Raw genomic sequence first — 14,642 nt, 5'->3', positions numbered from 1 at the left:
ACGTGACCGTCGCCTTCGGAGGCAACCGCGCCCTGGACGGCGTAGGACTGCACGCCGAACGCGGCCGCGTCACCGGGCTCATCGGCCCCAACGGGGCGGGAAAGAGCACCCTGTTCGACGTCGTGTCCGGACTGCGCCGCCCCGCCACCGGCAAGGTCGTCCTCGACGGCCGCGACGTCACCCGCCTCGGCCCCGCCCGCCGCTCCCGGCACGGACTGGCCCGCACCTTCCAACGCCTGGAACTCTTCGGCCGGTTGACCGTCCGCGACAACCTCCTCGTCGCCGCGGAACTCGGCCCCGAACGCGGACGCGCCCAGGAGTGCACCGACGGCATCCTCGACCGCCTCGGCCTCACCGGCATCGCCGACACGAGCGCCGACACCCTGCCCACCGGAGTGGCCCGTCTGGTCGAGGTGGGCCGCGCCCTCGCCGTACGCCCCGGACTGCTGCTCCTCGACGAGCCCGCCGCCGGACAGGACGGAGAGGAGACCGAGCGCTTCGCCGCCCTGCTGCGCTCCCTCGCCGACGAGGGAACGGCCGTCGTCCTCGTCGAACACGACATGGGACTGGTGATGAGCGTGTGCGACGAGGTGTACGTCCTCGACCTCGGCAAGGTCATCGCCGTAGGGCCGCCCGAGGTGATCCGGAACGACGAGACCGTGCTGGCCGCCTACCTGGGGGACGCGTGAACGCCCTGCTCGAACTGCGCGCGATACGCGCCGCCCACGACGGCATCACCGTCCTGCACGGCGTGGACCTGACCGTCGCCGCGGGCCAGGTCGTCGCGCTGCTCGGCCCCAACGGCGCCGGGAAGACGACCACGTTGCGGGTCGCCGCCGGAATCCACCCGGCCCTCTCCGGCCACCTCCTGCTCGGCGGCCGGGACATGACCGGGGCCGACCCGCGCGACCTCGCCCGCGCGGGCGTCTGTCTGATCCCCGAGGGACGCGGTGTGTTCCCCAACCTCTCCGTCCGCGACAACCTGCTGATGATGACCTTCACCGGCCGCAGCCGCGAGGAGATCGAGGAGACCGCCTTCTCGCGCTTCCCCGTCCTCGCCCACCGGGCCGGACAGGCGGCCGGCACCCTCTCCGGCGGCGAACAGCAGATGCTCGCCCTCGCCCGCGGCCTGGCCACCGACCCCGCCGTGCTGCTCCTCGACGAACTGTCCATGGGACTCGCCCCGTTGGTCGTCGCCCGCCTCTACGAACAGGTCGCCGAGATCGCCCGGCAGGGCGTGGCCGTCCTGGTCGTCGAGCAGTTCGCGGCGGCCGTCCTGGGCCTCGCCGACCACGCCGCCGTCCTCGTGCGCGGCCGGGTCCAGCGGCAGGGCAGCCCCGACGACGGCCTGCGCGACGAACTGTCCGCCCTCTACCTGGGGAGTTCCGCATGACACCCATCGAGCCACCCACCGACTCCCGTGCGGATCGCTTCGTCCGCGAACTCGCCGAGCTCAGGATCCCCGACCCGGCCGCCACCCGCTCCGCCCTCTGGCTGCGCACCGGCGGCGCCCTCATGGTCGTAGGCCTCGTCCTCGCGCTGTCGGCGTACTTCGTCACCCACAACACCGAGAACCCCCTCGACCAGCGCGACGGCCTCGCCCTCGGCCTCGGCGGGATCGCCGCGACGGTCGTCGGCGCCGCCCTGTTCCTGCGCCACTCGCTCACCGGGTTCCTGCGGTTCTGGATGGCCCGCCAGTCCCACGACCTCGCCGTGCTCGCCGACCGCCTCCGCGAAAGGGACCTGAACCATGACCTCACCAGCACCGACGCTGCGCCCCGGTGACCAGCTGGCGGGCCCGGGAAGCACCACACGGGTGGTCGTGGTCCGAGCCCCCACCGACCGTCGGCCCGCGCTCACCTGCGGCGGCGCCCCGATGGTTCCGGCGGCCACCGCCCCGCCCGCGCCCGCCACGGACGCCGCGCCCGACACCCTCCTCGGCAAGCGGTACGTCGACGCCGACGGCACCCTCGAACTCCTCTGCACCAGCCCGGGAGTCGGCGAACTCGCCTGCGACGGCGCCCCCATGACCCTCAAGGCGGCCAAACCCCTCCCGGCCTCCGACTGACGACCGACGACTGAAGACCGACGACTGATCCCCGAAGACTGGTCTCCGCAGACTGAAAGGCACGGCAGATGCTCAAGGACGACATGATCCTCATCAGCGTCGACGACCACATCATCGAGCCGCCCGACATGTTCGTGAACCACCTCCCCGAGCGCTACCGCAAGGACGCCCCGCAGCTCGTGCACCGCGAAGACGGCACCGACGTATGGCAGTTCAGGGGCGTCACCATCACCAACTCCGCCCTCAACGCGGTCGCCGGACGCCCCAAGGAGGAGTACGGCGTCGAACCGCAGGGCCTCGACGAGATCCGCCCCGGCTGCTACGACGTCCACGAACGCATCAAGGACATGAACGCGGGCGGCGTCCTCGCCCAGATGAACTTCCCGTCCTTCCCCGGCTTCGCGGCCCGCCTGTTCGCCACCGAGGACGCGGACTTCTCGCTCGCGCTGGTGCGGGCGTACAACGACTGGCACATCGACGAGTGGTGCGGCGCCTACCCGGGCCGGTTCATCCCCATGGCGCTGCCCGCGATCTGGGACGCCGAACTGTGCGCCGCCGAGGTCCGCCGGGTCGCCGCCAAGGGCTGTCACTCCCTGACCTTCACCGAGAACCCGGCCGTGCTCGGCTACCCGAGCTTCCACCACGAGTACTGGAACCCGCTGTGGCGGGCCCTGTCCGACACCAACACCGTGATGTCCGTGCACATCGGGTCGTCGGGCCGCCTCGCCATCCCGGCTCCCGACTCACCGCCGGACGTCATGATCACGCTCCAGCCGATGAACATCGTCTCGGCCGCCGCCGACCTGGTCTGGTCCCGCCCCGTCAAGGACTTCCCCGACCTGAAGATCGCCCTCTCGGAGGGCGGCACGGGCTGGATCCCGTACTTCCTGGAGCGCCTCGACCGCACCTACGAGATGCACTCGACATGGACCCTCCAGGACTTCGGCGGGAAGCTGCCGAGCGAGGTGTTCCGTGACCACTTCCTGACCTGCTTCATCACCGACAAGCTCGGCGTCCGGCTGCGCCACGACATCGGCATCGACAACATCTGCTGGGAGGGCGACTACCCGCACAGCGACTCCCTGTGGCCCGACGCGCCGGAGCAGCTGCACGACGTACTGGAGGCGTGCGACGTCCCGGACTCGGACACGGCGAAGATCACCCACGAGAACGCGATGCGCTGGTACTCCTTCGACCCCTTCGCCCACCTCCCGCGCGAGCAGGCCACGGTCGGCGCGCTGCGCAAGGCGGCCGAGGGGCACGACGTCAGCGTCCGCTCGCGCAGCCACCAGCTGATCGAGCCCGCTGAGAAGCTGGCCGCGTTCCGCTCCAAGGCCAAGGCGGCGGTCGCGGCGGCCGCCCAGTGACCGCACTCTTCGACCTCACGGGGCGCTCGGCGCTGGTGACGGGCGCCGCCGGGGGCATCGGGGCCGCGGTCGCGCACGCCCTCGCCCAGGCGGGCGCGGCCGTCCTCGTCACCGATGTTGACGGGACCGCCGCCGCGGCCGTCGCCGGGAAGATCACGGCCGCGGGCGGTACGGCGGACAGCGCGCCCTTGGACGTACGGGACCGGGGCGCGGCCGAGGCCGCCGTGAGCAGGGCGGCCTCGCCGGCCGACGGCACCCTGCACATCCTGGTCAACAACGCCGGCATCACCGCGCCCGCGATGTTCGCCGACCTCGACGAGGAGACGTTCCGCCGCCTCCTCGACATCCATGTCCTGGGCACCTTCACCTGCTCCCAGGCCGCGCTCCCGTTCCTGCCGCTCGACGGCACCGGACGCATCATCAACGTCACCTCGTCGGCGGGCCTCACCGGCACCCTCGGCCAGGTCAACTACTCCGCCGCCAAGGCTGCGATCATCGGCATGACCAAGTCCCTCGCCCGGGAACTGGCCCGCAAGCAGATCAAGGTCAACGCCCTGGCACCGCTGGCCGCGACCCCCATGACCGAGACCATCCGCACCCACGAGAAGTTCGCCGCCACCATGCTCGCCCGGATCCCGCTGGGCCGCTGGGCCGAGCCCGAGGAGGTCGCCGGCGCCTTCGTGTTCCTCGCCTCGGACGCGGCCTCCTTCGTCACCGGGCAGGTGCTGCCGGTGGACGGCGGACTGGTGATCTGATGCCCATCCCGACAAGCCCGAGCAGTCCGAAAGGCTGGGCCCCGCTGGCGGGCGTCACGGTCGTCGCCCTGGAACAGGCCGTCTCCGCCCCGCTGTGCACCCGGACCCTGTGCGACCTCGGGGCCCGGGTCATCAAGGTGGAGAACCCGGACGGCGGCGACTTCGCCCGCCACTACGACGACGTGGTCCACGGCATGGCCGCGCACTTCGTGTGGGCCAACCGCGGCAAGGAGTCGATCACTCTCGACCTCAAGTCCGAGGCCGGAATGGCGGTCCTGCACAGGCTCCTCGACCGCGCCGACGTCCTCGTCTCCAACCTCACCCCGGGCACCACGGCCAAGCTCGGCATCGCCCCCGAGGACCTCGCCGGCCGCCACCCCGACCTGATCGCGGTCGAGATCGACGGCTACGGCCAGGGCGGACCCCTCTCCCACAAGCGGGCCTACGACCTCCTCGTCCAGGCCGAGTCCGGCGCCTGCGCCATCACAGGGCGGCCCGGCGCCCCCGCGAAACCGGGACCACCCATGGCGGACGCCACGACCGGCCTGTACGCGGCGCTGTCCGTCGTGGCGCTGCTGCACGCGGGGGAGCGGCGCCCGGTCACGGTCAGCCTCTTCGACACCATGACCGAACTCATGGGCTACGCCCTCACCTACACCCTCCACTCGGGCGTCGACCAGGAACCCCGCGGCATGGGCTCCCCGGCCGTGGCACCGTACGGCGCCTACCCCACCGGCGACGACCGGACCGTCGTCCTCGGCACCACCAACGACCGCGAATGGCAGCGCCTGGCGCGGGAGTTGCTCGACCGCCCCGACCTCGCCGACGATGAACGCTTCCGGACCAACCCGGGCCGAGTGGCGCACCGGGAACTCCTCGACGCGGAGATCGGCGCCTGGTGCGCCCGCCACGACCTCGCGCACATCCAGCGGTGCGCGGACGCGGCGGGCATCGGCAACGCCCGCTACAACACACCGAGCGATGTCATCGCCCACCCGCACCTGGCGGCCCGCGACCGCTGGCGCCGGATCGACACCCCGGGCGGCCCGGTCCCGGCACTGCTGCCACCGCCGGTCATCGCCGGATACGACCCGCCGATGGGCGCGGTACCCGCCCTCGGTGAGCACACCGCGCGCATCCTGGCCGAACTCGGCCTCGGCGACGGGGAGTTCACCGAGTGACCGTCCTGCTGTCGAGCGACACCGGAGGCGTACGGACCCTGACCCTGAACCGGCCGCACCGCAAGAACGCCCTCGACCCCGAACTGTGGAGCGCCCTCCGCGACGCGCTCACCCGGGCACCGCACGACGGCGTACGCGCCCTCGTCCTCACCGGCGCCGGAGGAGCCTTCTGCTCGGGCGCCGACCTCAAGGCGGCGGACCCCAGAAGCCCCCTCGACAAACTCCGCGCCCTCAACGAAGTCGCCCTCCTGCTCCACGAGTTGCCGATCCCGACCATCGCCAAGGTCACCGGCGTCGCGGTCGGCGCGGGCTGGAACCTCGCGCTGGGCTGCGACCTGGTGGTGGCGACCCCGGAGTCCCGCTTCTCCCAGATCTTCACCCGCCGCGGCCTCTCCCCGGACTGCGGCGGCACCTGGCTGCTGCCCAAGCTCGCGGGCCTCCAACAGGCCAAACGGCTCGCCCTGTTGGGCGACATGATCGACGCGGAGGAGGCACGCTCGCTGCACCTCGTCACCTGGGTCGTGCCGGGCGAGGAGATCGACGCGTACGTCGCCGACCTCGCCGTCCGCCTGGCGGCCGGACCGCCCGTCGCCCTCGCCCAGACCAAGGCGCTCCTGAACGAGGGCGCCGACCACACCCTGCGCGAGGCGCTCGCCGGAGAGGCCCGCGCCCAGGCGGTCAACTTCGCCACGACCGACGTACCGGAGGCGTACGCCGCGTTCGCCGAGCGACGCGCACCACGCTTCACCGGCCGCTGGTACCGAGATTCGGAGGAACCGTCATGCGCGAAGCAGTGATCGTCGAGGCCGTCCGCACCCCGGTCGGCAAGCGCAACGGCGGCCTCGCGGGAGTACACGCGGCGGACCTCTCCGCCGTGGTCCTGCGGGCGCTGGAGGAGCGCACCGGCATCGACCCGTCCGTCGTGGACGACGTCGTCTGGGGCTGTGTGTCGCAGGTGGGGGACCAGTCCAGCAACATCGGCCGCTACGCGGTCCTGGCCGCAGACTGGCCCGAGTCGATCCCCGGCACGACGGTCAACCGGGCCTGCGGATCGAGTCAGCAGGCGCTCGACTTCGCCGCGCAGGCCGTCATGTCGGGACAGCAGGACGTCGTCGTGGCGGGCGGGGTCGAGGTCATGAGCCGGGTGCCGCTCGGCTCGGCGCGGGCGACGGGGATGCCGTACGGGCCCCAAGTCCTCGCCCGTTACCACGACTTCTCCTTCAACCAGGGGATCTCCGCCGAGAAGATCGCGGAGAAGTGGGGGTTCTCGCGGACCCGGCTGGACGAGTACGCGGTGCTGTCCCATGAACGGGCGGCGGCCGCGCAGGACGCGGGTGCCTTTGACGGGCAGACCGTGCCGGTGGCGGACGTGGTGGCCGACGAGGGCGTACGGCGGGGCAGTACCGTCGATCGGCTGGTGGCGCTGAAGCCCGCCTTCCGCGACGACGGGGTGATCCACGCCGGGAACTCCTCCCAGATCTCCGACGGGGCGGCGGCGCTCCTGGTGACGACACCGGAGAAGGCCCGGGAACTGGGCCTGACCCCGCTCGTCCGCTACCGCGCCGGGGCGGTCGTCGGCGCCGACCCGGTGCTGATGCTCACCGGCCCCATCCCCGCGACCGAGAAGGTGCTGCGCAAGGCCGGTGTCGGCCTCGCCGAGATCGGCGTCTTCGAGGTGAACGAGGCCTTCGCGCCGATCCCGCTCGCCTGGCTGGCCGAGACGGGCGCCGACCCGGCCCTGCTGAACCCGCTCGGCGGTGCCATCGCGCTCGGCCACCCGCTCGGCGCGTCCGGCGCGGTCCTCGCGACCCGCATGATCCACCACATGCGCGCCCACGGCATCCGCTACGGATTGCAGACCATGTGCGAGGGCGGCGGCACGGCCAACGCCACGGTTCTCGAACTCCTGGGGGTGTGATGCGACGCGTTGTCTTCGACGGCGACCACGAGGACTTCCGCACGCTGGTACGGGAGTTCGTGGCCAAGGAGGTGGTCCCGCGGTACACCGAGTGGGAGAAGGACGGCCGCCTTCCGCGATCGCTCTTCGAACAGCTCGGCGCCCTGGGTGTGTTGGGCATGGCGATACCGGAGGAGTACGGGGGAGCGGGCCGCGACGACTACCGCTACAACGTCGTGCTCCAGGAGGAGGCCGCCCGCGCGCTGGTGACCCTCGGCACCGTCCGCACCCAACTCGACGTCATCCTGCCGTACTTCCTCGCCTACGCCGATGACGCACAGCGCGCCCGCTGGTTCCCCGGTCTCGCGGCGGGGAAGCTGCTGACGGCCATCGCCATGACCGAGCCGGGAACGGGTTCGGACCTGGCCGGCATCCGCACGACGGCGGTGCGCGACGGGGAGACGTACGTCCTCAACGGGTCGAAGACCTTCATCACCGGCGGACTCCTCGCCGATCTGGTCATCGTCGTCGCCCGCACCTCCACCGAGCCCGACAACCGCCGGGCGGGCCTGACCCTGCTGGTCGTGGAGGACGGCATGCCCGGCTTCACCCGTGGCCGGGTCCTCGACAAGATGGGCATCAAGGTCCAGGACACCGTCGAGCTCGCCTTCGACGACGTGCGCGTCCCGGTGGCCAACCGGCTCGGGGAGGAGGGCGCGGCCTTCCGCTATCTCGGCCGCAACCTCCCGCAGGAGCGGATGACGGTCGCGGTCGGCTCGGTCGCGCAGGCGCGGGCCGCGCTGGACACGACGGTCGACTACGTCCGGGAGCGGCAGGTCTTCGGGAAGCCTGTCGCCTCTTTCCAGAACACGAAGTTCGAACTCGCCGCCGTCTCCGCTGAGATCGAGGCCGCCCAGGCCGTGCTGGACCGGGCGGTCCTCGAACTCGTCGCCGGGGAGCTGTCCGGAGCGGACGCGGCACGGGTGAAGCTGTTCTGCACCGAGACGCAGGCCCGGGCCGTGGACCGGTGCCTGCAACTCTTCGGCGGCTACGGCTATATGACGGAGTATCCGATCGCCCGGCTGTACGCCGACGCGCGGATCACCCGTATCTACGCCGGCACCAGCGAGGTCATGAAGGTCATCATCGCCAAGTCACTGGGACTGTGACCGTCACTGGGACTGTGACCCGTACGCCGTCGTCTCCGCCAGCTCGGCCGCGCTCTTCATCAGGTCCAGCACCATCGGCCCGAACGCCAGCAACTTCTCGTTGTCGCCCGCCCGTTGGAAGCCCTGTTCCAGGACCACGCCGAGCTTCCACTGGGCGAGGACGTCGTAGTAGTCCATGTCGTCGACCTGGCGGCCGGACACCTCGGAGTAGCGCTCGATGAGGGCTTCCCGGGACGGCATGCCGGTCAGGTCGACGTACAGGGCCGTGGCCGCCTCGGGGGCGCCGGTGTCCTCGGGCCAGCCGCGGAGCATCCAGGCGAGGTCGAGTTTGGGGTCGCCGACCGTGCCCATCTCCCAGTCGACGACGGCGGCGAGACGGGCGGGGGCGCCGTGGCGGTACATGACGTTGGCGAACTGGTAGTCGCCGTGCATCAGCCCGGGGACGTAGTCCAGCGGCTTGTGGGCGCGCAGCCAGGCCGCCGCGGTCTCGAAGCCGGGCAGCTCGCGGCCCTTCACGCGCTCCAAGTAGCGCGTCCAGCGGTCGACTTGGCGTTCGTGGAAGCCGTCGGGGCGGCCCAGGTCGGCCAGGCCCTTCGCCTTCCAGTCCACCCGGGAGAGCAGGGCCACGCCCTCGGTCATGGCGTACGCGAGCCCCGCCCGTGCCTCCAGGTCCGTGTCGAACGGGGCCGGCCAGCCCCGTCGTACGTTCATCGGGGACCAGCCGTCGACGAACTCCATGAGGTAGAAGGTGCGGCCCAGGACGTCCGGGTCCGTGCAGACCGCGAGCGCCTCGGTGTGCGGGACGTCCGTGCCGTTCAGCGCCTCGATGATCCGCCACTCCCGGAAGATGCCCTCGTCACGGGCGGCCGGGGCGGCGGCCGGCGGGATGCGCAGGGCGCAGTGGAGTTCGCCGCGGCGGATCTCGTAGATCTCGTTCTGGGCGCCGCCGGAGACGTAACTGTGCTCGATCGGTTCGCCCTTGCCGGGGAGCCCGGACTCGTCCAGCCACGCCGCCAGCCGCTCGACGTCGATCATCAGGCCTCCAGGAACTCGGCGTACTTGGCGCGCGCGGCCTCGACGCGCTGGGGGAGGTAGGCGCTGGGCCACAGGCCGTCGCTCGGCTTGTGGTCGCGCAGCACCTGGCGGGCGACCGTCACCTTGTGGACCTCGGTCGGTCCGTCGGCGATGCCCAGCACGCTCGCGCCGAGGAGCATCCGGAACAGCGGCATGTCGCCGCTGACCCCGAGGGCGCCGTGGACCTGGATCGCGCGGTGCGCGATGTCGTGCAGGACGCCGGGGAGGAGCACCTTGACCATCGCGATGTCCTTGCGGACCTTGCGGTAGTCGTTGAACTTGTCGATCTTCCACGCGGTGTGCAGCACGGCGAGCCGGAACTGCTGGAGCTGCGCCCACGAGTCGGCTATGTGTCCCTGCACGAACTGCTTGTCCGCGAGCACACCGCCCTGCGTGTGCCGGCTCAGGGCCCGCTCGCACATCATGTCGAAAGCCTTGCCCGCCAGCCCGATCGTCCGCATCGCGTGATGGATACGGCCGCCGCCGAGCCGGGTCTGGGCGATCACGAAGGCCTGCCCCTCGCCGCCGAGCAGCGCGTCCGCGGGGACCCGTACGCCCTCGTAGTGCACCAGCGCGTGCGTGCCCCGCTCCTGCGGTTCACCGGCGAGAGCGACGTTCCGCTCGATGACGATGCCGGGGGTGTCGGCCGGGACCAGGAACATCGACATGCTCTTGTACGGGTCGCCCTCGGGGTCCGTCACCGCCATCACGATGAAGAACGCGGCGGTCTTGGCGTTGGACGAGAAGTACTTCCAGCCGTCGATGACCCACTCGTCGCCGTCCCGCACCGCCCGGGTCGTGAACTCCTTGGGGTCGGCACCGGCTTGGGGCTCGGTCATCGAGTAGCAGGAGAAGATCTCGCCCTCCAGCAGCGGCCGCAGATAACGCTCCTTCTGCGCCGCCGTGCCGTAGTGGGCGAGGATCTCGGCGTTGCCCGTGTCGGGGGCCTGGCAGCCGAAGACGATCGGGGCCCAGGAGGCGCGGCCCAGGATCTCGTTGAGCAGACAGAGCTTGACCTGGCCGTGGCCCTCGCCGCCCAGTTCGGGGCCGAGGTGGGTCGCCCACAGGCCGTGGGCGCGCACTTCCTTCTTCAGGGGGTCCAGGACCCTGCGGAGGTTCTCGTCCGGCGGGGTGAACTGTAGGCCGTCCCACACGAGATCAAGGGGTTCGACCTCCTCCCGCACGAAGCGGTCCGCCCAGTCGAGCTGTGCCTGAAATTCGGGTTCGGTTTCGAAGTCCCACGACATTGTGTCTCCTTCCGGCGGCTGTCAGAATAGCGTTCTCATGAACGAGAACACAATTCCCCAGTCACGGAACAGCGTTACCGATCAGGGTGGTGTCGCCGACCGCATCGCGCAGCGTGCGCTGGCGAGTCGGGGAGCCCACTACGCGACCGAGGTGCGCGCGCTCCTCGACGCCGCCCTGGAGGTGATGCGCGCCCGCGGCACGGCCTCGCGCCCCCGCGTGGCGGACATCGTGGCGGCGGCCGGGCTGTCCAACGAGGCGTTCTACCGGCACTTCCGCTCCAAGGACGCCCTGGTCGCCGCGCTCATGGAGGACGGCGCCGAGCGGCTGTGCGGCTACCTCGCCCACCAGATGGCGAAGGAGCCCACGCCGCAGGGCAAGGTCCGTCGGTGGGTGGAGGGCGTGCTCTCCCAGGCGAGGGACGAGGACACCGCGGCCACGACCCTCGCCGTGATGTGGAACGCGGGCACGGTGGCCGAGGGCTTCCTCGCGGGGCCGCCGACCGCCGCCGGCCTGCTGGCGACGCTGCTGCGGGAGCCGTACGCCGAACTCGGCAGCGCCGACCCGGACTTGGACGCGTCCCTCGCCGCCCACGCCACCGTGGGCAGGCTCGCGGACCACCTGTGGCGACGGGACCGGCCGAGCGCGGCCGACGTCGACCACATCACGCGGTTTCTGCTCCGTACCGTCGATCAGGAGGTGGGCCGAATGAAGGGCACCGATCAGGAGGTGGGTCCGTGAAGGCCGCCGACCAGTTCCACATAGGGATCGTCGTCGACGACCTCGCCGCCGCGGCGGCAGAGCTGTCGGCCGTGTTCGGCTACGAGTGGTGTGCCGAGATGGGCGCCGCCGCCCAGGTGACCCTGCCGAGCGGCGACGCCGTCCTCGACCTGAGGAACCTGTACTCCACGACCACGCCCCGCCTGGAGCTCGTACGGAGCATCCCGGGGACGCTGTGGGAGCCGGGCCCGGGCGTCCACCACCTCGGCTACTGGTCCGACGACGTGGCCGCGGACTCCGCCGAGCTCGCACGGTACGGCTACGAGACGGAGGCCATCGGGAAACGGCCGGACGGGGCGCCGTACTGGGCCTTCCACCGCAGTGGCACCGGGCCGCGCGTGGAGCTGGTGAGCCGTGAACTCCAGCCGCTCCTTGAGCAGTTCTGGGGGAGCGAAGGGGTGGCGTCGTGACGACGGTGGGGATCGTGACCGGTGCGGGCCGGGGCATGGGGCTGGAGTGCGCGCGGCGGCTCACCGGCACGGTGGACCGGCTGCTCCTCGTCGACCTGGACGAGAAGACGGTGACCGAGGCGGCCGACGCGCTCGCGGGACAGGGAGCGGCGGTGGAGCCGTACGCCCTCGACATCACCGACCGCGAGGGGCTCGCGCGTCTCGCGGACCGCGCTTCCGGACTCGGCACGCTGCGTGCCGTCGCCCATGCCGCCGGCATCTCCCCGACCATGGCCGACTGGCGCCGCATCCTCACCGTCGACCTCGTCGGCACGGCCCTGCTGGCCGAGGCGCTGCGTCCGCTCGCGACCGCCGGGACGGCGATGGTGTGCTTCGCCTCGATGGCGGCCCACATCGGCATCGCGCAGCCGAACCCGGCGGCGGACGCGGCGCTGGCGGAACCGCTGGACGCGGGGCTCTTCGACCGCCTGCGCGACGCCCTCGGCCCGGCCGTCGAGGACCCGGGCGTCGCCTACTCCTGGGCCAAGCGCGGGGTCCACCGCCTCGTCCAGCGGGAGGCCATGCGCGTAGGACCCGTCGGTGCACGCGTGTGCTCGGTGTCGCCCGGGATCGTCGCCACCCCGCAGGGGCTCCAGGAGGCGGAGCACCACCCGTCGATGAAGGCGCTCGTCGACGGCTCGGCGCTGGGCCGCGAGGGCCGCCCCGAGGAACTCGCCTCCGTCGTGGCCTTCCTGCTCTCCGACGAGGCGTCGTTCCTGACGGGCGTGGACGTACTCGTGGACGGCGGGGTGGGCGCGGCCCTGGCTACGCGCCGGGCATGACGAAGCCCGTAACTATCACCGCGTGGGACTCGGCCGCCGCCTGCCGCAGCGGCCGGGCCTTCGCGTACGCGGGGGAGTCGTACCAGGCCCGCGCCGCCTCCACCGACTCGAATTCGAGGACGACGGTCTGGTCGCCGTGCCACTCGCCCTCCAGAACCTGCGGGGCGGTGTCGGCGGCGAGGACGGCGGCCCCGCTCTCGGCGAGCGAGGGCGCGGCGGCGCGGCCGTAAGCGGCCATGCCGGCCGGGTCCTTGATGGCCTCGGTGACGATGACGTACGCCTTCGGCATAGCTCTCCTCGAAGCTGGGCGTTCGAAGCTAGGTGTTCGAAGCTATGGGTCAGGTGAGGGTGATGGCGCGCTCGGGGCACATCCCGGCGGCGGAGCGCACGACGTCCTCGAACTCGGCGGGGACGTCGGGGGATTCGACCACGGCGTAGCCGTCGTCGCCGATGTCGAACACCTCGGGGCACAGCGAGCAGCACACGCCGTGCCCCCGGCAGCGGTCGTCGTCGACGGTGACCTTCATCAGGAGGCGCTCCACTCCAGGTCGAGATGGGTGAGCCCGCGCAGGATGAAGGTGGGGACGTAGGAGTAGCGGCGGGCGTCGGCCGGGCCGTGGGTGCGCTCGGCGATCCGGATGTCGGTCGTGCGGTCCAGGAGCCGTTCGACGGTCACCCGGGCCTCGGCGCGGGCCAGCGGGGCACCGGGGCAGGCGTGCACACCGCGTCCGAAGGCCATGTGGCGGCGGACGTTCGGCCGGGCGACGTCGAACGCGGCCGGGTTCTCGAACTGGCGCGGATCGCGGTTCGCGGCGCCGTTGAGGACCATCACCGTAGTGCCCGCCGGGATGTCGACCCCGCCGACCGTCGTCGGGACCTTCGACAGCCGGAAGTCGCCCTTGACCGGGCTCTCCGTGCGCAGCGTCTCCTCGATGAAGTTCGGGATGCGGTCGCGCTCGGCGCGCAACAGGCTTTGCAGTTCCGGCTGTTCGGCGATCAGCCGGAGGGCCGCGCTGAGCAGCCGGACCGTCGTCTCCTGGCCCGCCGCGAAGAGGTTGGCGGCCACCCGGACCACATCGGCGACCTCCGGCGTCGAGCCGTCCGGGAAGGCCGCGGTGGCCAGCCCCGTCAGGACGTCCGCGCGGGGTTCGCGGCGGCGCTCCTCGATGTACGTCGTGAAGCGGCCGTAGAGATAGTGCAGCGGGGAGTGGCCCATCGTGTCGTCGCCCGTGCTGCCGATCCCGGCTTCGTCCTGCGGCCGGCGCTGGAGCTTCGCCATGAACTCCTGGCGGTCCTCCTCAGGCACACCGAGCAGGTCGGCGATGACGAGCAGGGTGAAGGGACCGGCGAACCCGCCGATGAACTCCCCTTCGCCCGGGGCGAGATACGTGTCCAGGAGCCCGTCCGCGAGGTGCCACATGGACGCCTCGTTCTCCTTCAGGCGCTTCGGTGTGATCAGGCGCATCAGCAGGGCGCGGTGGTCCGTGTGGACCGGCGGGTCGAGGGTGGGCAGCTGGTCGCTCATCGGGAGCTCGTCGCGGTGCCGCTCGATCAGTCCGCTGATGTCGTCGCCCTCCAGCGGCACCGGGAAGCCCGGGAAGGGGCCGCTCACGGAGACACAGGCGGAGAAGGCGTCGGTGTCGTTGTAGACCTGGAGCGCCTCCTCGTACCCGGTCACCATCACCACGTCGTGATGGCTCTCGCGCTGCACCGGACACCGTCCGCGCAGCGCCTCGAAGTAGGGGTAGGGGTCCGCGACGAGCGCCTCGTCCCGGAAGAAGTCGATCGCCTCGAAGTCGTCCACGTCTGCTCGGCTCTCTGTCGGTCAGGGCCCTGACGTCGAGGGACGGTAGCACAATTCTCCATTTGCTGGAA

18 protein-coding genes are annotated in these 14,642 nt (G+C 71.6%); 13 read left to right on the top strand and 5 right to left on the bottom strand.

Annotation, left to right across the window (positions count from 1 at the left end):
• The first annotated feature begins 2 nt into the window (after nucleotides 1–2).
• The 10 genes from ABZ928_RS05375 (at nucleotide 3) to ABZ928_RS05330 (ending at nucleotide 8,437) form a co-directional block, all read left to right on the top strand.
• A complete protein-coding gene (locus tag ABZ928_RS05375; protein ID WP_361515169.1) occupies nucleotides 3–689 on the top strand; it encodes an ABC transporter ATP-binding protein in 687 nt (228 codons plus the stop codon).
• Nucleotides 686–1,393: an ABC transporter ATP-binding protein gene (locus tag ABZ928_RS05370; protein ID WP_361515168.1), complete on the top strand. Its 708-nt coding sequence runs from the start codon at nucleotides 686–688 to the stop codon at nucleotides 1,391–1,393. Before ABZ928_RS05375 ends, ABZ928_RS05370 begins: the two co-directional genes overlap by 4 nt.
• Nucleotides 1,390–1,785, top strand: a complete 396-nt coding sequence (locus ABZ928_RS05365; protein ID WP_361515167.1) for a hypothetical protein — start codon at nucleotides 1,390–1,392, stop codon at nucleotides 1,783–1,785. The genes ABZ928_RS05370 and ABZ928_RS05365 overlap by 4 nt, the downstream gene beginning before the upstream one ends.
• Nucleotides 1,751–2,068 carry a hypothetical protein gene (locus tag ABZ928_RS05360; RefSeq protein WP_361515166.1) on the top strand — a complete coding sequence of 106 codons (318 nt, stop codon included), beginning with the start codon at nucleotides 1,751–1,753 and terminating at the stop codon, nucleotides 2,066–2,068. The genes ABZ928_RS05365 and ABZ928_RS05360 overlap by 35 nt, the downstream gene beginning before the upstream one ends.
• A 68-nt stretch (nucleotides 2,069–2,136) precedes the next feature.
• Nucleotides 2,137–3,435: an amidohydrolase family protein gene (locus ABZ928_RS05355; RefSeq protein ID WP_361515165.1), complete on the top strand. Its 1,299-nt coding sequence runs from the start codon at nucleotides 2,137–2,139 to the stop codon at nucleotides 3,433–3,435.
• Nucleotides 3,432–4,190, top strand: coding sequence for an SDR family NAD(P)-dependent oxidoreductase (locus tag ABZ928_RS05350; RefSeq protein WP_361515164.1), 759 nt, complete (start codon nucleotides 3,432–3,434; stop codon nucleotides 4,188–4,190). The genes ABZ928_RS05355 and ABZ928_RS05350 overlap by 4 nt, the downstream gene beginning before the upstream one ends.
• The gene (locus ABZ928_RS05345; protein ID WP_361515163.1) at nucleotides 4,190–5,371 is read left to right on the top strand and encodes a CaiB/BaiF CoA-transferase family protein; all 1,182 of its coding nucleotides are present in this window, start codon (nucleotides 4,190–4,192) and stop codon (nucleotides 5,369–5,371) included. Before ABZ928_RS05350 ends, ABZ928_RS05345 begins: the two co-directional genes overlap by 1 nt.
• Nucleotides 5,368–6,168, top strand: a complete 801-nt coding sequence (locus tag ABZ928_RS05340) for an enoyl-CoA hydratase (RefSeq protein ID WP_361515162.1) — start codon at nucleotides 5,368–5,370, stop codon at nucleotides 6,166–6,168. Before ABZ928_RS05345 ends, ABZ928_RS05340 begins: the two co-directional genes overlap by 4 nt.
• Complete coding sequence (locus tag ABZ928_RS05335) at nucleotides 6,153–7,289, top strand: acetyl-CoA C-acyltransferase (RefSeq protein WP_361515161.1); 1,137 nt, start codon at nucleotides 6,153–6,155, stop codon at nucleotides 7,287–7,289. Before ABZ928_RS05340 ends, ABZ928_RS05335 begins: the two co-directional genes overlap by 16 nt.
• Nucleotides 7,289–8,437, top strand: coding sequence for an acyl-CoA dehydrogenase family protein (locus ABZ928_RS05330; RefSeq protein ID WP_361515160.1), 1,149 nt, complete (start codon nucleotides 7,289–7,291; stop codon nucleotides 8,435–8,437). The genes ABZ928_RS05335 and ABZ928_RS05330 overlap by 1 nt, the downstream gene beginning before the upstream one ends.
• 3 nt (nucleotides 8,438–8,440) lie before the next feature.
• On the opposite strand, the gene ABZ928_RS05325 is transcribed toward ABZ928_RS05330, so the two are convergent.
• Entirely contained in the window at nucleotides 8,441–9,472 is a 1,032-nt protein-coding gene (locus tag ABZ928_RS05325) for a phosphotransferase family protein (protein ID WP_361515159.1), read from the bottom strand.
• On the bottom strand, nucleotides 9,472–10,758 hold the full coding sequence (locus ABZ928_RS05320) for an acyl-CoA dehydrogenase family protein (protein ID WP_361515158.1): 1,287 nt from the start codon (nucleotides 10,756–10,758) through the stop codon (nucleotides 9,472–9,474). Before ABZ928_RS05320 ends, ABZ928_RS05325 begins: the two co-directional genes overlap by 1 nt.
• A gap of 37 nt (nucleotides 10,759–10,795) precedes the next feature.
• Here ABZ928_RS05320 and ABZ928_RS05315 point away from each other — a divergent pair, with 37 nt between their 5' ends.
• The 3 genes from ABZ928_RS05315 to ABZ928_RS05305 are packed head-to-tail and all read left to right on the top strand — an operon-like array spanning nucleotide 10,796 to nucleotide 12,767.
• On the top strand, nucleotides 10,796–11,497 hold the full coding sequence (locus tag ABZ928_RS05315) for a helix-turn-helix domain-containing protein (RefSeq protein ID WP_361515157.1): 702 nt from the start codon (nucleotides 10,796–10,798) through the stop codon (nucleotides 11,495–11,497).
• Nucleotides 11,494–11,946, top strand: a complete 453-nt coding sequence (locus ABZ928_RS05310; protein ID WP_361515156.1) for a VOC family protein — start codon at nucleotides 11,494–11,496, stop codon at nucleotides 11,944–11,946. The genes ABZ928_RS05315 and ABZ928_RS05310 overlap by 4 nt, the downstream gene beginning before the upstream one ends.
• Nucleotides 11,943–12,767 (top strand): SDR family oxidoreductase, encoded by an 825-nt coding sequence (locus ABZ928_RS05305; RefSeq protein ID WP_361515155.1) that lies wholly within the window; start codon nucleotides 11,943–11,945, stop codon nucleotides 12,765–12,767. Before ABZ928_RS05310 ends, ABZ928_RS05305 begins: the two co-directional genes overlap by 4 nt.
• Here the strand turns inward: ABZ928_RS05305 and ABZ928_RS05300 are convergent.
• From ABZ928_RS05300 to ABZ928_RS05290, 3 genes are read right to left on the bottom strand one after another with little or no spacing between them, the layout of a single operon-like run.
• Nucleotides 12,751–13,056 (bottom strand): DUF1330 domain-containing protein, encoded by a 306-nt coding sequence (locus ABZ928_RS05300; protein ID WP_361515154.1) that lies wholly within the window; start codon nucleotides 13,054–13,056, stop codon nucleotides 12,751–12,753. The genes ABZ928_RS05305 and ABZ928_RS05300 overlap by 17 nt on opposite strands.
• Before the next feature lie 49 nt (nucleotides 13,057–13,105).
• Nucleotides 13,106–13,294, bottom strand: coding sequence for a ferredoxin (locus tag ABZ928_RS05295; RefSeq protein WP_361515153.1), 189 nt, complete (start codon nucleotides 13,292–13,294; stop codon nucleotides 13,106–13,108).
• Nucleotides 13,294–14,571 (bottom strand): cytochrome P450, encoded by a 1,278-nt coding sequence (locus ABZ928_RS05290; RefSeq protein WP_361515152.1) that lies wholly within the window; start codon nucleotides 14,569–14,571, stop codon nucleotides 13,294–13,296. The genes ABZ928_RS05295 and ABZ928_RS05290 overlap by 1 nt, the downstream gene beginning before the upstream one ends.
• Between the last annotated feature and the right edge of the window lie 71 nt (nucleotides 14,572–14,642).

Source organism: Streptomyces sp. NPDC046909 (assembly GCF_040644695.1).
Classification (GTDB): domain Bacteria; phylum Actinomycetota; class Actinomycetes; order Streptomycetales; family Streptomycetaceae; genus Streptomyces.
The sequence above is the reverse complement of the archived record's forward strand: the minus strand, read 5'-3'. Positions and strand labels throughout refer to the sequence as shown.